The sequence below is a fragment of the Pseudoalteromonas sp. P1-25 genome (assembly GCF_001401805.1).
GTDB lineage: Bacteria > Pseudomonadota > Gammaproteobacteria > Enterobacterales > Alteromonadaceae > Pseudoalteromonas.
The window spans coordinates 25756-45682 of record NZ_LKDW01000008.1 but is presented as its reverse complement, the minus strand read 5'-3'; the positions used below and the strand labels follow the sequence as shown (position 1 = coordinate 45682).

Sequence of the window (19927 nt, the reverse complement as noted above, 5' to 3'; positions counted from 1 at the left end):
CAAAAAATGAATAGTTTCGACACCCAACAACAATTAACGATTAATGGCGAGCAATACCATATTCACTCACTTAAAGGATTAGGCGACAAAGCAAAGCGATTGCCCTTTTCTCTCAAAGTATTACTAGAAAACCTGCTACGCAATGAAGATGGTGTAAATATAAAAGAACAAGACATTCAGGCCCTCCTTGACTGGGACCCTAAAGCAAAACCCTCAGCTGAGGTGGCTTTTACACCCGCCCGTGTTGTCATGCAAGATTTTACAGGTGTTCCCGCCATTGTTGATTTAGCCGCTATGCGTGATGCAATGGAAAAGCTAGGGGGCGATCCTGCAAAAATAAACCCGCTTTCTCCTGCTGAACTTGTAATAGATCATTCTGTACAAGTAGATGGCTACGGTGACGACGGTGCGTTTGATTTAAATGCCAAGCTAGAGTACGAGCGTAACAAAGAACGCTACGAATTTTTACGCTGGGGGCAAACTGCTTTTGATAATTTAAAGGTAGTCCCACCTGCTACAGGTATTGTTCACCAAGTAAACTTGGAGTTTTTAGCGCGTGTTGTTTTTAACGACAATAAGAACGGAAAATCAATAGCCTACCCAGACACCCTAGTAGGGACTGATTCGCACACCACCATGATTAATGGCTTAGGTGTGCTAGGCTGGGGCGTAGGCGGTATCGAAGCCGAAGCCGCCATGCTTGGACAACCGATTAGCTTACTTATTCCTCAAGTGGTGGGCTTTAAATTAAATGGCCGTTTACCCGAGGGTACCACTGCTACCGATTTAGTACTTACCGTTACCGAAATGCTACGAAACCATGGAGTGGTGGGTAAATTTGTTGAATTTTATGGTGACGGCCTAGCTGATTTACCGCTAGCTGATAGAGCAACTATTGCTAACATGGCGCCAGAGTACGGTGCAACATGTGGTATTTTCCCAATTGATGATGAAACCATTAACTACCTGCGTTTAACAAACCGCGATGAAGATCACCTTAAACTGATTGAAGACTACGCTAAACACCAAGGCTTATGGCGCCATGAAGGCGACGAAGCGCATTACACCGATACCCTAGAGCTTAAATTAGACGATGTAGTGCCAAGCCTTGCAGGTCCTAAGCGCCCACAAGACAGAATTACACTTGATAAAGCTGGTGATGTGATAGGCCAGCACCTTAAAGGTTTCCAAGATGAGCGTATGGCGCGTCGTGATAAAAGCGATATTGAAGAAGCACGCATTGAAAGTGAAGGCCCAACCACTAACCCAGATGAACCAGTAGACGAAGCGCAGTTTATGGGGGCAGCCAAAGTAAAATTTAAAGGCCAAGAATTTGAGCTAAACGACGGTGCCTGTGTTATTGCCGCCATTACAAGCTGTACAAACACTTCTAACCCCAGTGTAATTTTAGCCGCAGGCTTAGTAGCTAAAAAAGCCAAGCAGCTAGGTATTAACGTAAAACCTTGGGTTAAAACATCGCTTGCACCGGGCTCACAAGTGGTCACCGACTACCTTGAAAAAGCCGACCTAATGGATGACCTAGAGGCATTAGGCTTTAATTTGGTCGGTTATGGCTGTACCACGTGTATAGGTAACTCAGGCCCGCTTGCAGATGAAATTAGCGAAGCTATTCAAAAACACAAATTGGTTGTAAGCTCTATTTTATCGGGTAACCGTAACTTTGAAGGGCGTATACACCAAGACGTTAAAATGAACTTTTTAGCCTCGCCTCCACTTGTGGTAGCGTATGCAATTGCAGGGCGTACAGACATAGATGTATATAACGAGCCACTTGCGCAAGATGAAAACGGTAACGATATTTACCTTAAAAACATTTGGCCAAGCGTAAGCGAAGTCAACGAACTAGTACAAAAAACGGTAACCAAAGAAATGTTCGAAAAAAGCTATGCTAACGTATACGAAGGCGACAGCCGTTGGCAAAAAATTCAAATACCTGATGGTAAGCTCTACGATTGGGATGAGGGGTCAACTTACATCAAAAAAGCACCATTCTTTGAGGGCATGAGCGTTGAGCCACCAGGCGTGCCAACAATTGAAGGGGCGCGTTGTTTGGCTAAACTTGGCGATTCAGTAACAACAGATCATATCTCTCCTGCGGGGGCAATTAAAGCTGAAGCGCCAGCCGGTATTTACTTACAGGAAAAAGGCGTAGAAAAAGCGCAGTTTAACTCGTATGGTTCTCGCCGTGGTAACCACGAAGTGATGATGCGAGGCACATTTGCAAATGTTAGGCTTAAAAACTTACTCGCCCCAGGTACTGAAGGTGGCGTTACTCGCACCCAACCTGATGACAAACTTGCCAGCATTTACGATGCCGCAATGGAATATGAAAAAAGTAACACACCATTAATTGTGTTAGCGGGTAAAGAGTACGGTACTGGGTCATCACGCGATTGGGCAGCAAAAGGCTCGCTTTTATTAGGTGTAAAAGCGGTGGTTGCACAAAGTTATGAGCGTATTCACCGCTCTAACCTTATTGGTATGGGTGTTCTGCCTTTACAGTTTAAAGAGGGTGAAAGCCACGAATCATTAAACCTAACTGGCCAAGAGCAATTTGATATTGAAGGTTTGTACGATAAAACGAATGAAGTGAGCATTATTGCCACTAATGCTGAGGGGAAAAAAGTCAGCTTTAGTGCCGATGTACGTATAGATACCCCTAAAGAGTGGGATTACTACAAACACGGCGGCATTCTACAATACGTTTTACGTAATATGCTTGACTAATCATATACTTAAAACTAAAAAGCCTAGCAGTTGCTAGGCTTTTTTATGCGCGAATATTTCATCGCTTTTTACAAGCAAATTATACTTGCCTAGTACCCACCTATACTTTGTATTTCTTTACTGCGTTGCTCTAATTTTTGCTTTGCCTTTTCGGCATCTTCAAACAGTTTTTGAATAGATTCAGCGTTGTAAACGGTAGGTGTAGGTGGCTGGATACTCTTTTTTGAAGTGTTCGCACTGCTTAGAATTGAAGTATCTTCTGCAGCTACAACCGTTACATCACGGGCATCAAGTGTTACCTCAATGCTTTTACCATCTTCATTAGGCGTATCAGAAAAATGCCATTGGCCGTTTGTATCTTGCCACTTATAAATTTTGCTACCTGGTTTAATTGTTGCGGCATCACTGTTTACACTTTGCGCAATTTTATCGCCCGCTTGCTTTGCACCTTGCACAGCCTGATTAAGCGTATTAGTAGATAACGCGACCATTTTTTCTTTAATTTTGTGAGATTCAGCACTAATTAACGAACCAGAAAGCCACGTTTGGCCATCAGGCTTTTTAAGGTAAAACAAAGAGATAACAGCAATGATCATGACTGATATTGCCAAGTAGGTGAAGTATTTCATAGCGTTCCTGCTTAAAAATGAATCCTTGAAAAACAATTCTAATAAAAAATTCTTAATCAGGCAATTTTTTTGCAATAAAAAACGCAACCTAAGTTGCGTTTAAATAGTTGTTTAGTATTCGCTTTTTTAAATACCGTCGCCGTCAATATGCAGCCCGCATTCGCGGTTTAAACCAAAAAAGCGCGTTTCTTCTTCGCTCATACCCGGCTCTAGTTTACGCGTAGTGTGCACATCACCCATCGACACATAACCTTGCTCCCATAACGGGTGGTAAGGTAAATCATGCTTAGTAAGGTATTGGTATACATCGCGGTTTGACCATTCAATAATTGGGTATACTTTTACCGTACCTCGGCTTATTTCGACAAATTGTTTGTCTGCTCGGGTCGATGATTGGTCACGGCGCAGGCCACTAAACCAGGTACCTGCACCTATTTCTTTTAATGCACGTGTCATTGGCTCAACTTTATTAAGCTGATTATATTGCTTAATACCGGCTTCGCCTTGTTCCCACAATTTACCGTACTTAGCTTCTTGCCACGCTGGGCTTAGCTCGGCTTTATACACTTTTAAATTAAGTGATAAACGCGTAGTCATTTGTTCAATAAACTGATACGTCTCTGGAAATAAATAACCTGTATCGGTTAATACCACAGGAATATCAGGACGCTGCGATGTTACTAAATGCAGCATTACCGCCGCTTGAATACCAAAACTTGATGATAAAAAAGCGGTATCCGGTAAGTGCTCTAGCGCCCATGCAACACGCTGCTCCGCACTCATTGGTGCTAGTATGCCGTTTGCATCTGCAAGCAATGCCGCTTGGCTTTGCTTATCAAGCTGTAATATGTTTTTAAATTCACTCATGGTCAATTTTAAACCTCACCCACGCGCTGCGTGGGTATTTAATTTAAGCGTGAAAATCGGTTACTGATACTTTTACTTCAGCAACAATGCCTTTGCGAATTACAAAGTCACCAAAACATTCACCGTCGTTTCGCTCGCTTGCCCACTGGCCAATTAGCTTATCAAACGCGTCTAGGTAAACATCTTCACCTACGTTTTCTAGGTACAGTTTTGGAATGCGTGTACCTTCTAAATTACCTCCTAGGTAAACGTTGTATTTACCAGGGCCTTTACCTACTAAACCGGCTTCTGCAAGCATTGCGCGGCCACAACCGTTAGGGCAACCTACAACACGCATAATAATACTGTCATCAGGTATGCCATGCTTAGCAAGTAGCGCTTCGGTTTTTTCAATTAAGCTGGGTAAGTAACGCTCAGCTTCAGCCATAGCAAGCGGACACGTTGGTAATGCTACACATGCCATTGAGTTTTTACGTTGCTCAGTGTCTTTGTCATCAATTAGGCCGTGGTTACGAGCAATTTCTTCAATGACTGCTTTTTGATCGGCAGGTACCCCAGCAATAATTAAGTTTTGGTTAGCCGTCATGCGCATATCGCCTTGGTGCACTTCTGCAATTTTACGACAACCTGTTTTTAATGGCTTACCTGGGTAATCTAAAATACGGCCGCTTTGAATAAATAGCGTTAAATGGTGTTTACCATCAATGCCTTCTACCCAACCGATACGGTCGCCACGGTGAGTAAACTCATAAGGGCGACTTGGCGCAAAGCTTACACCAGCACGTTTTTCTACTTCCGCTTTAAATACATCTGTGCCAACGCGGTCTAGTGTGTATTTAGTTTTTGCATTTTTACGGTTTGAGCGGTTACCCCAATCGCGCTGCACTGATACAACGTGCTCAGCAATTTTCAGTGTGTGCTCAAGTGGGATAAAACCAAAGTCATCTGCTTTTCGCGGATACGTAGCCGTATCACCGTGAGTCATAGCAAGGCCACCACCTACGAGTACGTTAAAGCCCACAAGCTTGCCATCCTCTGCAATAGCGACAAAGTTTAAGTCGTTCGCATGCACATCAACTTCGTTGTTAGGCGGAATAGTGACCGTGGTTTTAAACTTACGCGGTAAATACGTTGAGCCTAAAATTGGCTCTTCTGTGGTTTCTGCCTTTTCGCCATTTAACCAAATTTCAGCGTATGCTTTTGTTTTTGGTAATAAATGCTCAGAAATTTTTGCAGCCCACTCGTACGCTTCTTGGTGCAGCTCTGACTCAACAGGGTTAGTTGTACATAGTACGTTACGGTTTACGTCACCTGCAGTTGCTATAGAGTCAATGCCAACGCTATTTAGCATTTGGTGCATGCCTTTAATATTTGGCTTTAATACACCATGAAATTGAAACGTTTGACGTGTTGTTAAACGAATACTGCCGTAGCTTGTTTTTTCATCGGCAAATTTATCAATTGCAAGCCATTGCTCTGGCTTGATGATACCGCCTGGCATACGTGCACGTAGCATTACATTGTGCAACGGCTCTAGCTTTTGCTTTGCACGCTCTGGGCGTATATCGCGGTCATCTTGCTGGTACATACCGTGAAAACGTATAAGTTGGAAGTTATCGGCTGTAAAACCACCGGTAATTTCATCTTTTAAATCTTGCTCTATGGTGCCACGTAAAAAGTTACTTTCTCTTTTTAAACGTTCGTTATCAGAAAGTTTTACGTTTTTATCTTGTTCGCTCATTTTAAATCCTAAATTTGTTACAGTGACGGCTGCTAGCTGTTAATAAAATAAGAAACGTGATTAATACACGTCTTTCTGATAGCGGTTAGCGCTACGTAAGTCTTTTAAATATTGCTCGGCGTCTTCGTAGCTTTTACCGGTGTTTTCGCTGATGATATCAACTAAGGCATTGTGTACATCTTTTGCCATGCGGTTTGCATCGCCACACACATAAAAATGAGCACCCGCTTCTAGCCACTCAAAAATTTCTTTTGAGTTTTTGCGTAGTTTGTCTTGAACGTATACTTTTTCGGCTTGGTCACGGCTAAATGCAACGTCAACTTTGCTTAATAAGCCTGATTTTAAATAACCCTGAATTTCTACTTGGTACAAGAAGTCTTGTGTAAAGTGTGGGTTACCGAAAAACAGCCAATTTTTGCCTTGTGCTTCTCGCGAGTCACGCTCTTGTAAAAATGCACGGAATGGCGCAATACCGGTACCTGGGCCAACCATAATAATGGGGGTATTATCATCGCTAGGTAAGCGGAAGTTATCGTTATGCTCACTGAATACTTTAACTTTACACCCTTCTTCAGCACGACGCGCTAAATAACCAGAGCATCCGCCTAAATGTTCGCTGCCAAAGGCGTCAAACTCAACTAACCCTACCGTTAAGTGCACTTCTTCTTCAACCTCGCTTTGGCTTGAAGCGATTGAGTACAAGCGCGCTTGTAGTTTACGTAGGCAATCAACTAAAGTTTGTGCATCTATTTTTGCAGGATTTTGTGCCACTACATCAAAGATTTGACGGGGTTCAATGTATTCACGCATCGCAGCTTTATCTTCTACAAGCTTAAGTAGCTCAGGTGTGCCCGTTGCAACTGCGTATTTTTCTACAAAGCCAGGATATGACTGAGTAAGCTCTAACTTTTCGATTAATGCATCGCGAATAGACAATGACTCTTCGCCCACTTTTACCTGTGCACTTGCATCGATTTGCGTGTGTGTTAGTAGCTCATCTACACGCGCTTCGTCATTTAAAAAGTACACACCTAATGAGTCACCAGGTAAGTAGGTAATGTCTGAACCTTCAAGCGAAATCTCAACATGGCGAACATCTTTAGTAGAATCACGCCCTGTAATTTTTTGTACGGTAACAAGCTCTGCCGCAAATGGGTTTTGCTTAGTGTATTGGCTTGCTGCCGCTGTTGGCGCACCAAATGGCATAGAAACGACTTGCCCGCCTGCTGCGTCTTGCTGTGCTTTTAAATCAGGTTCGAATGCATCAAGTGCACCAGTGATCCACGTGGCTGCTTCGTCATCATAATCAACATCTAGGTCGGCACGTTGGAAAATAGTTTCTGCGCCAAGTTTGTTTAAACGCGCTTCAAAGTCTTTTGCTGTTTGACAGAAAAACTCATAGCTAGAATCACCTAAACCAAGTACGGCGACTTTAACACCATCAAGCTTAGGTGCTTTTTTGGTGGTTAAAAACTCATACAATGTTTCAGCGTCTTCAGGTGGTTCACCCTCACCGTAGGTAGATACAACAACGGTTAAAAACTTTTCTTTTTTCAGGGCTGTAGGTTTGTAGTCAGACATGCTCACAAGTTTTACAGCTAAACCGCGCGACTCTGCTTGCTCTTTAAGCTTAGTCGCCACACCTTTTGCATTACCCGTTTGCGAGCCATACAAAATAGTTAACGGTGCAGCATCGCCTGCAGCGGCCGTAGGCGTTTGCCCACCAAGAGCTGACGCGTTTGCATTTGCTGCTAAGTAACCACTTACCCACGCCTGCTGAATCGGATTAAGTTCTGCCACTAAGCCTTGCAGCTTTTGTACTTGCTCTTGCGTTAGCGGGCTTGCCGCTGCGTTAAGTTGACCTAACAACATGAATTTGTTCCCCATAACCCTGAAAATTACATACAGCCCACGTTATGCGCTGTTCAAAATGAGTTTTACCCCACCCAGAGTAACTCTGCTGAGGTTTTATTAGTGTGCAGGATAGCGGGCTATGCGGTGAGAAAAAAAGAATAGAATCTGCTTTGTTATTCCATTTAGTTATTAATTTATATTAAGACCTTCAAAAACAGCTTAAAGGCTTATTATTGCTATTTTATTAATTTTTCATTTAACAATTTTGTAACCTAACGCAGATAGTGTATGTTATTTACTCAACTATAAAAATAGGAACAATCATGTCACACGGGACATACAAAAATAAATTACTTAGCACGGCATTACTCATTGCCGCCACCCCAGCAATGGCCAATATCACAAATGGCGGCTTTGAGCAGTGGACAGGGAATACCCCTGACGCATGGACTACCATTGATAGCGGCATTAATGTATCGCGCTCGACCAATATCATAAATAACGCAAACAGCGCAGCAGCTGTTAACGTAACCACCGGCTCGCAAAGCAATACCGACTTATTACAACAAGTCAGTGTGGAAGCTGGCAAAACATATGATTTCTCCGTGGATGTATATCACACTGAAGGAAATATAAGAGCTCGCCTTTATGTAGATGGCTACCAAGGGTACTCTAACCAAGCACAAACTAACCAATGGCAAACTATTAGCCACAGCTATACGCCAAGCAGTAACAAAACCATTAATGTGGGTTTACGTTTTTACGATATGAGCGGCTTTGACGGCAATGAAACCGTTTATGTAGATAACTTTTTGCCTAATACAGACGGTGGCGCTTCAGGCAGCTGTAACGACCATAGCCTTACCTTAACACTTAATACCGATAACTACGGCAGCGAAACCAGCTGGGTGATTAATAACAGCCAAGGTAGCGGTATCGCAAACGGCAGTGGCTACGCCTCAAATACGCAATACAATGAGCAAGTTTGTTTAACTGATGGTACTTACTCTTTAGTTATGAGCGACAGTTATGGCGACGGTATGTGCTGTAATGTTGGTAACGGTAGCTATAGCCTAACTTATGGCTCTACAGAGCTTGCAAGCGGTGCAAGCTTTAGCAGCACTGATAGCACCACGTTTGAGCTAGGCAGTGGCTCTGGCGGTGATACTGGTGGCGGCACTAACCCAACACCCACAGGTTACTACGTAACAACTCAGGGTTTATCGGGCTATGCATTAAAAACTGAGCTTTATAACATTATCAAAAATCACAGCTCGCAAGGTTACTCAGCTATTTGGAATTTTTACGACTCCTCAGCACGCGATAAATACTTTGAAAACGATAACAGTATTTTAGATATGTATAGTGAAAAGCCAAATGGTAGCGACAGCTATACCTATACCGCGGTGAGCGATCAGTGTGGTACGTATAACAGTGAAGCCGATTGCTATAACCGTGAGCATTCATTCCCTAAAAGCTGGTTTGGTGGCACTGTTGAACCAATGAATTCAGACGTGCACCACATCTACGCTACCGATGGGTATGTTAATTCAAAACGCAGTAACTTCCCGTTTGGTGAAGTAGCAAGCGCAACGTTCACATCAACAAATGGCAGTAAATTAGGCAGTGCCACTAGTTCATTAAATTACACAGGAACGGTTTTTGAACCCATTGATGAATTTAAAGGCGACTTTGCACGCGCATACTTTTACATGGCAACTCGCTATGAGAACGTAATTGGCTCGTGGCAAAACAACACAACCGCCAGTAATGCAGTCCTTAACGGTACTAGTAATCAAGTATTCGAGAGTTGGGTGGTAGCTATGCTACTAAACTGGCATAACGCCGACCCTGTTAGCCAAATGGAGCTTGACCGAAACCAAGCAGCTTTTGAGTTTCAGGGGAATCGCAACCCATATATCGATCACCCTGAATTTGTTGAGATGATTTGGTAATAACTTTTAGCCCCAGCATTAACTGGGGCTTTTTAATACCTGAACTTTTTGCTCAGCAATAAGTGACTCCACATACCGCTTTTCTAAATCCCACGGATGACGCTTCCAGCCCTTAAAACCAAAGCCGATAATATACACCTGTGCTTGCTGCTTTAAAAAGTACTCTATGGCTAACATTCCTGAACTGGGTGTTTTAGCTCTAAAAGCAGGTTTACCAAACGTATATAAGTGTTTTAATAATGCTGTTTTATCGTGCTGGGCGATGCGACTCACGTTGGCGTGCGGGCTATATTTACGTATTATTTCATCACCATGGTCAATACAGCCCCTGCGGTTAATTAGCTTATAAAAAGGTTGGGTAAATAAGCTAGGTTTTGGGTCGGTGATCATGACATTTTTCAGCTGCGTTATATCTATACATGGAAACGCTGCGCAAAGCATTGCGCCTTGCTTACCTCTTCCTACTAGCCATAAATCAGTACATTTTTGGCCTAAGTTTGCAGGCATATTTGCACACATATTAAAGCGCACCACTCTATCAAAGCTGCTTAAGGCTTTACTTACATCCTTTTCGACGGGGCAATTACCTATAATCAACACTGTTTGCTTAGTCATTTTACACTCCTTGTACCTTTAATAGCGCATACTAACGTGCCCGCTATTCTTTACCAGCAAACTTATATTAAACTTTTTTTTCAGCCACTCGCCTGTGCGGTAAATTAGCAGGCACTACTTTTGATTTAAGGCCTGCTCTGCACGCGCTATTGATTCGTAGCGCTTGCCTGTAATTTTTATCAGCCATACTTTATCTGTAAAGGTGCGGCTTAAATACACTGTTTGCCCATTTGGGATTTGCGGCATAAAAGAAGAAATAGATTCCCACTTGCCACCAATCTGCTCTTTTAACTTCAGGCTGGCGTTAAAGTGCGTTCCCTCTGCGTTTGGCTTTACTTCAAGCGCCGTCATTTGAGTATCATCACCAATTTCTATCATTGCACTTTTATTTAATAGCGTGAGTAGCTGAGGCTGATGCGTGGGGCTTAGGTTTTTTAAAGCCTGTTCTATTTTACTATCTACCGTAATCTCATTCTGTAATTTATAAATACTGGCTTTAATTGCAAAAACAGGCTCTGCGTAACTAGAGTTTGTAAAAAACAGTGAACTGATAAGCACTAAAATAGCACTAGTGAATTTATTAGACATATTATATCTCCTTATTAAAATCGAATTGAGCATACCTTATATTTTGTTAAAGTGAACATAAGCTATTAATATTCATAATATTCTTTATATTAATAAGCATGAATATGCGCTTTTAGGCTATTTATAAATACAAATTTTAGCGATAATAAAACGCTTAACTAATCAAATAAGAGCAAAGGGTATGCAAGCATTAGGAATGGAGTTGAAGCGCCTTAGAGCAAATAAAAAGTGGACGCAAGCTTTTGCAGCGCGTGAAATTGGAATTCAACAGTCGTACCTTTCAAAGCTTGAAAATGGACAGTTTATCCCTTCAGCTGAGGTGATTGAAAAGCTTAAACTTTGCTATGGCCAAACCTGTTTTGACAAATGCCTACCTATAAATTCAACTAAAGATACGCCCTCAAACATCACTTTAATTATGAGCCTGACTTTATTTATGTGCGGGCTGATAGCGTGGTTATGTGCAGCATATGAAATTTTTTATCCACAAACCTACTTCACCTATCAAGCAAAGCTAGATGACTTTTTAGCATTTAATATCACTCAGCAATACCAAGGCGAGCGCTTTATAGAGGGAGATGTGACCTATCAAATTGTAGGAGAAAGGCAGGTTAGTCGTATCGAGAACCGCTTCATAGTGGTAGGCTCTGCCGTGTGCATAGTAATATCTTTTGTTATAGCCCTGCTTTCACAAAGACACAGATTTATTAATTTAAAACCCCGATAGTGCGTTGTAAGCAATTTTAATGTCAGCAGTGACTGTTCCCCCTTCAATTCAGCTTACTATTAATGCAGGTTGGTATTTAGACTATTGCGTATTAATGGCTCTTTTATTCTAAGAAATGCCCTAGGCTCAGGCCAAACTGCGGTGCTCATATTCACTTTGAGCAGCTTACAGCTAAAAACTTACCGCTTATCGCTTCTTTCTTTACACACAAAAAGCCCCGGCTAATGCCAGGGCTTTTTACAAAACTTACTTAATTTAAAAATTAAGCTTGTTTTGGACTAGAAACAACGTCTACTAAAGTCCAAGATTTATTCTTAGAAATTGGCGCGCATTCACGGATAGTAACTACGTCACCCGCTTTTGCTGTGTTGTTTTCGTCATGTACGTGTAGCTTAGTAGTACGTTTGATGAATTTCCCATAGATTGGGTGCTTCACGTAACGTGCGATAGCAACAGTGAAAGATTTTTCCATCTTGTCGCTTACTACACGGCCTTGAAGAGTACGAATTTTATCGCTCATTATTGACCTGCCTTCTGGTTAATAATTGTTTTTACACGCGCGATATCGCGACGTACTGTTCTTAGCGTGTGTGTCTGAGCTAACTGACCAGTGCTTGCTTGCATGCGCAGGTTGAACTGCTCACGAAGAAGTCCTAGAAGTTCAGCATTTAGCTCTTCTACGCTTTTGTCTTTTAGTTCGCTTGCTTTCATCACATTACCGTCCGAGTTACGAAAGTTGTTTTGAATGGCAGTTTACGAGCTGCAAGGTCAAATGCTTCACGAGCAAGCTCTTCAGAAACACCTTCCATTTCGTAAAGTACTTTACCAGGCTGAATTTCAGCAACCCAATATTCAACAGAACCTTTACCTTTACCCATACGAACTTCAAGAGGCTTTTCTGTGATCGGCTTGTCAGGGAAGACACGGATCCAGATTTTACCTTGACGTTTCACGTGACGCGTCATAGCACGACGAGCTGCTTCGATTTGACGAGCAGTCATGCGGCCACGACCAGTAGCTTTCAAACCGAAAGTACCGAAGCTTACTTTGTTACCGTTTTGCGCTAAACCGCGGTTGCGGCCTTTGTGCATTTTACGGAATTTTGTACGTTTTGGCTGTAACATTACTCGCTACCTCTACTTAGCACTTTTTTTGGCTTTCTTTGGTGCGCGTTTAGCTGGCTTCTCTTGCTCTTGTACTAGTGGTAAACCACCAATAACTTCGCCTTTGAAGATCCAAACTTTAACACCAATGATACCATAAGTGGTTAAGGCTTCAGAAGTTGCGTAGTCGATATCAGCACGAAGAGTATGTAGAGGTACACGACCTTCACGATACCATTCTGAACGTGCGATTTCTGCGCCGCCAAGACGACCGCTAACTTCAACTTTGATCCCTTTAGAACCGATGCGCATTGCATTTTGTACCGAACGCTTCATAGCGCGACGGAACATAACACGACGCTCTAGCTGAGAGGCAATGCCGTCTGCAACTAATTGTGCATCTAATTCTGGTTTACGTACTTCAGAAATATTAATCTGAGCAGGTACACCAGCAATCTTAGTTACCGCTTGACGTAATTTTTCTACGTCTTCGCCTTTTTTACCGATAACAACACCCGGACGAGCCGTATGAATTGTTACACGGATAGATTTAGCTGGACGCTCAATAACGATTTTAGACACAGAAGCCGCTTTTAATTCCTTAGTAAGGAAAGTACGTACTTTGTGATCGCCAAAAAGCTGATCAGAGAAATCTTTAGAACTCGCGTACCAGGTAGAAACCCAAGGTTTAGATATACCTAGGCGAATACCAGTAGGATGAACTTTTTGTCCCATTACTTATACTCCTAGCTATCTGAAACCACAACAGTGATGTGGCTTGTACGCTTAAGGATGCGGTCTGCGCGTCCTTTAGCACGTGGCATAATACGTTTCATTGTAGGACCATCGTCCACAAAAATCGTAGCTACACGAAGCTCATCAATGTCAGCACCTTCGTTATGCTCTGCGTTAGCAATAGCAGACTCAAGTACTTTTTTAACTAATACAGCCGCTTTCTTAGGGCTGTACGCCAGGATTTCTAGAGCGCGATCGACAGGTAATCCGCGGATCTGATCTGCAACTAGACGTGCTTTTTGCGCCGAACCAGAGGCGAATTTATGTTTAGCTAATGCTTGCATTTATCATTCCCCTCTTAACGTTTCTTCGCTTTCTTATCCGCAGCATGGCCGCGGTAAGTGCGAGTTGGTGCAAATTCACCCAGTTTGTGACCGATCATTTCGTCTGTGATAAACACAGGAACGTGCTGACGACCATTATGGACAGCGATGGTCAATCCGATCATGTTAGGTATGATCATTGAACGACGGCTCCAAGTTTTAATTGGCTTCTTGTCACCGCTTTCCAACGCTTTCTCTACCTTCTTCAGCAAGTGTAGGTCTATAAATGGACCCTTCTTGAGAGAACGTGGCATGGCTATTCCTCAACTATTATTTAGTACGACGACGTACGATGAATTTATCAGTACGCTTGTTCTTACGTGTCTTAGCACCTTTAGTCGGCTTACCCCATGGAGACACAGGATGACGACCACCAGATGTACGACCTTCACCACCACCGTGTGGGTGATCTACCGGGTTCATGGCAACACCACGAACTGTCGGACGGATACCACGCCAGCGATTTGCACCTGCTTTACCAAGTGAACGAAGCATATGCTCAGCATTGCCTACTTCACCAAGTGTTGCACGACAATCAGATTGTACTTTACGAACTTCGCCAGAACGAAGACGTAATGTTACGTATTGACCATCACGCGCAAGGATTTGAACGTATGCACCAGCAGAACGTGCAATTTGAGCACCTTTACCTGGTTTTAATTCTACGTTGTGAACAGTCGAACCTACAGGCATATTACGCATAGGTAATGCATTACCAGTCTTAATTGGTGCATCAACACCAGACTGGATTGCATCGCCAGCTTTTAAGCCTTTTGGTGCGATAATGTAACGACGCTCACCGTCTGCATATAATACAAGAGCGATGTTTGCGCTACGATTTGGATCATATTCTAAACGCTCAACAGTAGCAGGAATGCCATCTTTAGTACGTTTAAAATCGATTACACGGTAATGATGCTTATGACCACCACCAATGTGACGAACCGTAATACGACCGTTGTTATTACGACCACCTGATTTAGAGTTTTTCTCTAAAAGTGGAGCGTAAGGTTTACCCTTATGTAAATCTGGGTTAACCACTTTAACTAGGTGACGACGACCCGCAGAAGTTGGTTTACACTTTTGAAGTGCCATAATTCTAACTCCCCTTATTACTCGGCGCCGCCGACAAAGTCTAGCTCGCTACCTTCTTTAAGAGTAACGTAAGCTTTCTTCCAGTCGCTACGACGACCGAAACGCATGCCAGTACGTTTTGTTTTACCCTTAACGTTAAGTGTGCGAACACCCGTTACTTCTACTTCAAAAAGCTTCTCAACTGCCGCTTTAATTTCAGCTTTAGTTGCATCATTTGTTACTTTGAAAACAATCGTGTTGTTTTCTTCAGCAGCAATTGTGCTTTTTTCAGAGATATGTGGAGCAAGGATCACTTTTAAAAGACGTTCTTCACGGATCATGCTAGCGCCTCCTCAAGTTGCTTAACAGCAGCAGCTGTAATAAGTACCTTGTCGAAAGCAATTAAGCTTACAGGATCGATACCAGCTACATCACGCGTGTCAACCTTGTACAGGTTACGTGCCGATAAGAAAAGATTTTCATCTACTTCTTCAGTCACGATAAGAACATCTTTAAGCTCAAGTTCTTTAAGCTTAGAAACTAGTTCTTTAGTTTTTGGTGCTTCTAAACCAAAGCTTTCAACAACGATTAAACGCTCTTGACGAACTAATTCAGATAAGATGCTTTTGATCGCACCGCGGTACATTTTACGGTTTACTTTTTGGCTGTGGTCTTGTGGTTTAGCTGCGAAGCTAACGCCACCTGAACGCCAAATTGGGCTACGGATTGTACCAGCACGTGCACGGCCAGTACCTTTTTGAGCCCATGGTTTTTTACCACCACCGCTTACTTCAGAACGTGTCTTCTGAGCACGAGTACCTTGACGAGCACCTGCTGCGTATGCAACAACTACTTGGTGTACTAATGCTTCGTTAAACTCACGTCCAAAAGTAGCTTCAGAAACTTCAAGAGCGCCAGAAGCGTCTTTAATTGCTAATTCCATCACTAAATCTCCAGGACTTATGCTTTAACAGCTGGTTTAACGATAACGTCACCGCCGATAGCGCCAGGTACTGCACCTTTAACTAAAAGCAAGTTACGCTCAGCGTCAACGCGAACTAGTTCTAAGTTTTGAGTCGTTACACGCTCAGCACCCATATGACCGGCCATTTTCTTACCTTTAAACACCTTACCAGGTGATTGGTTTTGACCGATTGAACCAGGAGCACGGTGAGATAGAGAGTTACCATGTGTAGCGTCTTGCATGCTGAAATTCCAGCGCTTAACACCACCTTGGAAACCTTTACCTTTAGAAGTACCGGTTACGTCAACTTTGTTGATTTCGTTGAATAATTCAACAGTAAGCTCAGCGCCTACTTCAAAATCGCCTTCACCACCATTTAGGCGGAATTCCCACAGACCGCGACCCGCTTCAACACCAGCTTTAGCGAAATGACCCGCTGCTGCTTTGTTTACACGGCTTGCTTTTTTAGTGCCTGCGGTTACTTGAAGCGCGTTATAACCGTCTGTTGCGTCAGATTTGATCTGAGCAATGCGGTTAGGAGTCGCTTCGATAACTGTCACAGGGATAGATACACCATCTTCAGTGAAGATACGTGTCATACCCACTTTACGACCGACTAGACCTAATGCCATTTTCCTATAACCTCTCTAATCTTTCGATTAACCCAGGCTGATTTGAACATCAACACCAGCAGCAAGATCTAAACGCATTAATGCGTCAACAGTCTTGTCAGTTGGTTCTACGATGTCGATCAGACGTTTATGGGTGCGGATCTCGTACTGATCACGCGCATCTTTGTTTACGTGCGGTGAAGTTAGTACAGTAAAACGTTCAAAGCGTGTAGGTAGTGGGATTGGACCACGTACTTGTGCGCCTGTGCGTTTCGCAGTTTCCACGATTTCCGCCGTTGATTGGTCAATCAAACGGTGGTCAAAAGCTTTTAGGCGAATACGAATGCGTTGATTTGACATTCTTAAACCTCAATATAAAGAGCATTTAAAGAGCATAAAAAAACGACCGAAACAATCTTAATAATTAAGATGCCGGTTGTTAATTTATATCTACGATGAGCTCCAAATCGGAACTCCTGTTTATTAGCTTGAAATCCAAGCTTAATTTATCCCTTCAAGTTCCAGAGGAATCTTGAAAGCCTGCGTATTATAGTGATATTGGTGATAAATGCAACAACTAATTGCAATTTAATTACGGGGGCAAAGCTGTGCAAATAACCGCCGCCAGTTATTTATAGCTATAATTGAACTGCTCAGCACCGAATCAGTCCTAAGCTTATAATTTAACCGATTACGCAAATTACAGGATTTTATAGATATTATGGTATCCTATGCGCTAATTTTGCTTTTAATACTCTCAATATGGTGAGTCGATGCGTTTATTAAATTATTGTTTGAATTTTCTTACTAGCTGCGTAAGCCGTGTTTTGGTAAAAAGTAAGGTCCTTCCCCAAAGCCCAATAGAACAATATGACCTAAATCCGGAGCATCCTACTTTTTATATAGTTCGGTTAAATTCGCGCTTCGATTTAGCTGCCCTTACTAATGTATGTAAAAAGCATGGCTTGCCTAACCCATGCGACTATCAGACTCTAGGAAACCAAGAGCTTGAACGTTTTATAGGTATTAAAAACCCACCACCGTTATTTGGCGATACCGCTAAGCCGACTGCGGCCCTCTCTCAGGGTAAACAAATAATTGAACATTTACTAAATAGCGGTCAAAAGAATGTACAGGTGGTGCCAGTCACTATTTTATGGGGACGCGACCCAGGTAAAGAAAAGCCGGGAATTCGTACCTTAATTACCCACTCGCTTACGCCTAGCTGGTTTAGAAAGTTTTTTGTTGTGTTGTTTTCTGGGCGAGATAATTTTATTCGCTTTAGCCAACCGCTCGATTTATCACTTATTGTGAATGAAAAAGCCGATGTTAACGAGCTACCACAAAAACTATTGCGTGTTGCTCGTGTGCACTTTAAGCGTCAAAAACTGGCCGCTACCGGCCCTAAAATGCCCTCGCGTGAGCAATTATTTAACTCACTTTTAGCTTCACCTACTATAAAAAAAGCGATTCAAGATGAAGCAAAGTCAAAAGGGATAAGTCAAGCAGAAGCACGCCAAAACGCATTAAAGCTACTAGATGAAATAGCGGCTAATTATTCTGAGGCGATGATACGTGTAGGCGACAGAATTTTAACCTGGCTATGGACTAAGCTCTACAACGGTATAGATATAAAGTACACCGAGCAAATCCATGAGCTTACCAATAAAGGTCACGAGATAATCTATATGCCGTGCCATCGTAGCCACATGGATTATTTGTTACTTACCTATGCTATATACCATCAAGGTTTGGTGCCGCCGCATATTGCCGCGGGTATTAATCTTAACTTTTTCCCTGCCGGCGGTATTTTTCGTCGTTCAGGGGCATTTTTTATTCGCCGCTCGTTTGCCGGTAATAAACTTTACTCTGCCGTATTTAAAGAATATTTAAGCCAGCTATTTATTAAAGGCTACTCAGTTAAGTTTTACACTGAGGGTGGGCGCAGCCGCACTGGCCGATTACTACCGCCAAAAACCGGTATGCTTGCGATGACGTTGCAAGCCATGCTACGCGGCATAGATCGCCCTGTATCTATTGTGCCGGTATACATTGGCTACGAACATGTAATGGAAATTAATACTTATTTAAAAGAGCTTGCCGGTAAAGATAAAAAAGGCGAGTCAGTTTTTGGTATTTTTAAAGCCATTAAAAACCTTAAAAACTATGGCCGTGGTTACCTAAACTTTGGCGACCCTATTTCTATCAACCAATACTTAAACGATAACCAACCTGATTGGCGCGATGCTGTACACTCAACTGATGTACAAAAGCCACAATGGCTAGGTCCGCAAGTGGCGGCGCTTACCGACCAAGTAATGGTAAAAATTAATAATGCTGCAGCCCTTAATGCCGTGAATTTACTGGCTATGATTTTGCTAGTTAATGACAAGCACGCACTAAGTAAACCTAAGCTATTAGCACAGCTTGATTTTTACCTGCGCTTACAACGCGATGCAAGCTATAGTAATAAAGTAACTGCACCCGATGAAACACCAGAGCAGCTATTAACACACGCTATTAAGCTTAATAAGTTTGATGTTATTAGCGATGAATTTGGTGAAATTATTGCAATTAACGATAAAGAAAAAACTTTATTTAACTATTACCGTAATAATATTTTGCACTTATTTGCCGTGCCAAGCCTGATTGCTTTGCACTTATTTAAGCAACACAGTAGTACGGTTGAGCAATGCCAAAAGTTAGTGTCGGCTTTTTACCCTCTGTTTGCCAAAGAGTGGTATTTACAGCCACTAGAGGAAAACTACATAAGCCGTATTTTGGCTAACTTTAGCGATCAAAACTTAATTGAGCTCGATGGCGATAGCATTCATGTTACTAACACGAATGATTCGTTAGCTAAACTTGAAATGCTAGGAAGGTCGCTTAGCTTTACATTGCAACGCTACGCTATTGTTGTGGGCTTTATTCAAACCAGTAACGGTATTGAAAAGGCTGAGCTTGAGCGAGAAAGCCAAGTGCTGGCAAACCGTTTGGGCACCTTGCATGGGATAAAAACACCAGAGTTTTTTGATAAAAAAGTGCTGGTAAGTTTTATAGACAATTTACGCGGTGAGCTGTTAATTACCGATGGTGAGAATGGTATTCACGGCAGCACACAGCTGTGCGAAATATACATGTACTTAAAAACCTTACTACCGGCTCGTATATGGCAGTCGGTTAGCGACATAGTGCAAGATCAATGTAACTAACGCTAAACATATTAACTAAATACCATTAAAAAGCCTCAATATTCATAATATTGAGGCTTTTTTGTAAGTTTCGTTGTTTAACCTAAGCGCTCACAACGCACTATAAATAATAGTAAATAGC

General features: G+C 42.4%; 21 protein-coding genes. 4 read left to right on the top strand and 17 right to left on the bottom strand.

What is annotated here, in order from left to right; genetic code table 11:
* The first annotated feature begins 6 nt into the window (after positions 1-6).
* On the top strand, positions 7-2748 hold the full coding sequence (gene acnA, locus AN393_RS07210) for an aconitate hydratase AcnA (protein ID WP_055017719.1): 2742 nt from the start codon (positions 7-9) through the stop codon (positions 2746-2748).
* A gap of 89 nt (positions 2749-2837) precedes the next feature.
* Here acnA and AN393_RS07205 read toward each other — a convergent pair whose 3' ends face one another.
* The 4 genes from AN393_RS07205 to AN393_RS07190 all read right to left on the bottom strand — a co-directional run bounded on the left by AN393_RS07205 (position 2838) and on the right by AN393_RS07190 (position 7857).
* Entirely contained in the window at positions 2838-3377 is a 540-nt protein-coding gene (locus tag AN393_RS07205) for a DUF4124 domain-containing protein (protein ID WP_055017718.1), read from the bottom strand.
* A 126-nt stretch (positions 3378-3503) separates the two neighbouring features.
* Positions 3504-4244 (bottom strand): phosphoadenylyl-sulfate reductase, encoded by a 741-nt coding sequence (locus AN393_RS07200; protein ID WP_055017717.1) that lies wholly within the window; start codon positions 4242-4244, stop codon positions 3504-3506.
* Positions 4245-4287: 43 nt separating this feature from the next.
* The gene (gene cysI / locus AN393_RS07195) at positions 4288-5985 is read right to left on the bottom strand and encodes an assimilatory sulfite reductase (NADPH) hemoprotein subunit (protein ID WP_055017716.1); all 1698 of its coding nucleotides are present in this window, start codon (positions 5983-5985) and stop codon (positions 4288-4290) included.
* 60 nt (positions 5986-6045) lie between these two features.
* Positions 6046-7857: an assimilatory sulfite reductase (NADPH) flavoprotein subunit gene (locus AN393_RS07190; RefSeq protein WP_055017715.1), complete on the bottom strand. Its 1812-nt coding sequence runs from the start codon at positions 7855-7857 to the stop codon at positions 6046-6048.
* 305 nt (positions 7858-8162) lie between these two features.
* On the opposite strand from AN393_RS07190, the gene AN393_RS07185 reads away from it, so the two are divergent.
* Positions 8163-9794, top strand: a complete 1632-nt coding sequence (locus AN393_RS07185; protein WP_055016515.1) for an endonuclease — start codon at positions 8163-8165, stop codon at positions 9792-9794.
* An 18-nt stretch (positions 9795-9812) separates the two neighbouring features.
* Here AN393_RS07185 and AN393_RS07180 read toward each other — a convergent pair whose 3' ends face one another.
* Both AN393_RS07180 and AN393_RS07175 read right to left on the bottom strand, forming a co-directional pair.
* Positions 9813-10409, bottom strand: coding sequence for a hypothetical protein (locus AN393_RS07180; protein WP_055017714.1), 597 nt, complete (start codon positions 10407-10409; stop codon positions 9813-9815).
* 114 nt (positions 10410-10523) lie between these two features.
* Positions 10524-10997, bottom strand: coding sequence for a hypothetical protein (locus AN393_RS07175; RefSeq protein WP_055017713.1), 474 nt, complete (start codon positions 10995-10997; stop codon positions 10524-10526).
* Between the two features lie 181 nt (positions 10998-11178).
* Here AN393_RS07175 and AN393_RS07170 point away from each other — a divergent pair, with 181 nt between their 5' ends.
* Positions 11179-11724, top strand: coding sequence for a helix-turn-helix domain-containing protein (locus tag AN393_RS07170; RefSeq protein ID WP_055017712.1), 546 nt, complete (start codon positions 11179-11181; stop codon positions 11722-11724).
* 262 nt (positions 11725-11986) lie between these two features.
* Here AN393_RS07170 and rpsQ read toward each other — a convergent pair whose 3' ends face one another.
* Genes rpsQ through rpsJ form a run of 11 tightly spaced genes read right to left on the bottom strand, consistent with a single transcriptional unit; the run spans position 11987 to position 16954 of the window.
* A complete protein-coding gene (rpsQ, locus tag AN393_RS07165) occupies positions 11987-12244 on the bottom strand; it encodes a 30S ribosomal protein S17 (protein ID WP_004588693.1) in 258 nt (85 codons plus the stop codon).
* Positions 12244-12435, bottom strand: coding sequence for a 50S ribosomal protein L29 (rpmC, locus tag AN393_RS07160; RefSeq protein WP_004588692.1), 192 nt, complete (start codon positions 12433-12435; stop codon positions 12244-12246). Before rpmC ends, rpsQ begins: the two co-directional genes overlap by 1 nt.
* On the bottom strand, positions 12435-12848 hold the full coding sequence (gene rplP, locus AN393_RS07155) for a 50S ribosomal protein L16 (protein ID WP_002957890.1): 414 nt from the start codon (positions 12846-12848) through the stop codon (positions 12435-12437). The genes rpmC and rplP overlap by 1 nt, the downstream gene beginning before the upstream one ends.
* Positions 12849-12860: 12 nt before the next feature.
* A complete protein-coding gene (gene rpsC / locus AN393_RS07150; protein WP_004588691.1) occupies positions 12861-13562 on the bottom strand; it encodes a 30S ribosomal protein S3 in 702 nt (233 codons plus the stop codon).
* Positions 13563-13573: 11 nt separating this feature from the next.
* A complete protein-coding gene (gene rplV, locus AN393_RS07145) occupies positions 13574-13906 on the bottom strand; it encodes a 50S ribosomal protein L22 (RefSeq protein WP_055016519.1) in 333 nt (110 codons plus the stop codon).
* 14 nt (positions 13907-13920) lie between these two features.
* Positions 13921-14199, bottom strand: a complete 279-nt coding sequence (gene rpsS, locus AN393_RS07140; protein ID WP_010376377.1) for a 30S ribosomal protein S19 — start codon at positions 14197-14199, stop codon at positions 13921-13923.
* A gap of 16 nt (positions 14200-14215) precedes the next feature.
* Entirely contained in the window at positions 14216-15040 is an 825-nt protein-coding gene (rplB, locus tag AN393_RS07135) for a 50S ribosomal protein L2 (RefSeq protein ID WP_055017711.1), read from the bottom strand.
* A gap of 17 nt (positions 15041-15057) precedes the next feature.
* Positions 15058-15360 carry a 50S ribosomal protein L23 gene (rplW, locus tag AN393_RS07130; protein ID WP_004588687.1) on the bottom strand — a complete coding sequence of 101 codons (303 nt, stop codon included), beginning with the start codon at positions 15358-15360 and terminating at the stop codon, positions 15058-15060.
* Positions 15357-15962, bottom strand: coding sequence for a 50S ribosomal protein L4 (gene rplD / locus AN393_RS07125; RefSeq protein ID WP_004588686.1), 606 nt, complete (start codon positions 15960-15962; stop codon positions 15357-15359). Before rplD ends, rplW begins: the two co-directional genes overlap by 4 nt.
* A 17-nt stretch (positions 15963-15979) precedes the next feature.
* Positions 15980-16615, bottom strand: a complete 636-nt coding sequence (gene rplC, locus AN393_RS07120) for a 50S ribosomal protein L3 (protein ID WP_004588685.1) — start codon at positions 16613-16615, stop codon at positions 15980-15982.
* 27 nt (positions 16616-16642) lie between these two features.
* Positions 16643-16954 carry a 30S ribosomal protein S10 gene (rpsJ, locus tag AN393_RS07115; protein WP_002957900.1) on the bottom strand — a complete coding sequence of 104 codons (312 nt, stop codon included), beginning with the start codon at positions 16952-16954 and terminating at the stop codon, positions 16643-16645.
* 413 nt (positions 16955-17367) lie between these two features.
* Between rpsJ and plsB the strand changes: the two genes are divergently transcribed.
* Positions 17368-19806 (top strand): glycerol-3-phosphate 1-O-acyltransferase PlsB, encoded by a 2439-nt coding sequence (gene plsB / locus AN393_RS07110; protein ID WP_055017710.1) that lies wholly within the window; start codon positions 17368-17370, stop codon positions 19804-19806.
* The last annotated feature ends 121 nt before the right edge of the window (positions 19807-19927 follow it).

Excerpts from the sequence above, each read along its gene's own strand:
- cysI (WP_055017716.1), bottom strand. The coding sequence starts at position 5,985 with ATGAGCGAACAAGATAAAAACGTAAAACTTTCTGATAACGAACGTTTA.
- rplW (WP_004588687.1), bottom strand. The coding sequence starts at position 15,360 with ATGATCCGTGAAGAACGTCTTTTAAAAGTGATCCTTGCTCCACATATC.
- rplB (WP_055017711.1), bottom strand. The coding sequence starts at position 15,040 with ATGGCACTTCAAAAGTGTAAACCAACTTCTGCGGGTCGTCGTCACCTA.
- AN393_RS07170 (WP_055017712.1), top strand. The coding sequence starts at position 11,179 with ATGCAAGCATTAGGAATGGAGTTGAAGCGCCTTAGAGCAAATAAAAAG.
- rpsJ (WP_002957900.1), bottom strand. The coding sequence starts at position 16,954 with ATGTCAAATCAACGCATTCGTATTCGCCTAAAAGCTTTTGACCACCGT.
- AN393_RS07180 (WP_055017714.1), bottom strand. The coding sequence starts at position 10,409 with ATGACTAAGCAAACAGTGTTGATTATAGGTAATTGCCCCGTCGAAAAG.
- acnA (WP_055017719.1), top strand. The coding sequence starts at position 7 with ATGAATAGTTTCGACACCCAACAACAATTAACGATTAATGGCGAGCAA.
- rplC (WP_004588685.1), bottom strand. The coding sequence starts at position 16,615 with ATGGCATTAGGTCTAGTCGGTCGTAAAGTGGGTATGACACGTATCTTC.
- rpsS (WP_010376377.1), bottom strand. The coding sequence starts at position 14,199 with ATGCCACGTTCTCTCAAGAAGGGTCCATTTATAGACCTACACTTGCTG.
- AN393_RS07175 (WP_055017713.1), bottom strand. The coding sequence starts at position 10,997 with ATGTCTAATAAATTCACTAGTGCTATTTTAGTGCTTATCAGTTCACTG.
- AN393_RS07185 (WP_055016515.1), top strand. The coding sequence starts at position 8,163 with ATGTCACACGGGACATACAAAAATAAATTACTTAGCACGGCATTACTC.
- plsB (WP_055017710.1), top strand. The coding sequence starts at position 17,368 with ATGCGTTTATTAAATTATTGTTTGAATTTTCTTACTAGCTGCGTAAGC.
- rplD (WP_004588686.1), bottom strand. The coding sequence starts at position 15,962 with ATGGAATTAGCAATTAAAGACGCTTCTGGCGCTCTTGAAGTTTCTGAA.
- rpmC (WP_004588692.1), bottom strand. The coding sequence starts at position 12,435 with ATGAAAGCAAGCGAACTAAAAGACAAAAGCGTAGAAGAGCTAAATGCT.
- AN393_RS07205 (WP_055017718.1), bottom strand. The coding sequence starts at position 3,377 with ATGAAATACTTCACCTACTTGGCAATATCAGTCATGATCATTGCTGTT.
- rplV (WP_055016519.1), bottom strand. The coding sequence starts at position 13,906 with ATGCAAGCATTAGCTAAACATAAATTCGCCTCTGGTTCGGCGCAAAAA.
- rpsC (WP_004588691.1), bottom strand. The coding sequence starts at position 13,562 with ATGGGACAAAAAGTTCATCCTACTGGTATTCGCCTAGGTATATCTAAA.
- rpsQ (WP_004588693.1), bottom strand. The coding sequence starts at position 12,244 with ATGAGCGATAAAATTCGTACTCTTCAAGGCCGTGTAGTAAGCGACAAG.
- AN393_RS07200 (WP_055017717.1), bottom strand. The coding sequence starts at position 4,244 with ATGAGTGAATTTAAAAACATATTACAGCTTGATAAGCAAAGCCAAGCG.
- rplP (WP_002957890.1), bottom strand. The coding sequence starts at position 12,848 with ATGTTACAGCCAAAACGTACAAAATTCCGTAAAATGCACAAAGGCCGC.
- AN393_RS07190 (WP_055017715.1), bottom strand. The coding sequence starts at position 7,857 with ATGTTGTTAGGTCAACTTAACGCAGCGGCAAGCCCGCTAACGCAAGAG.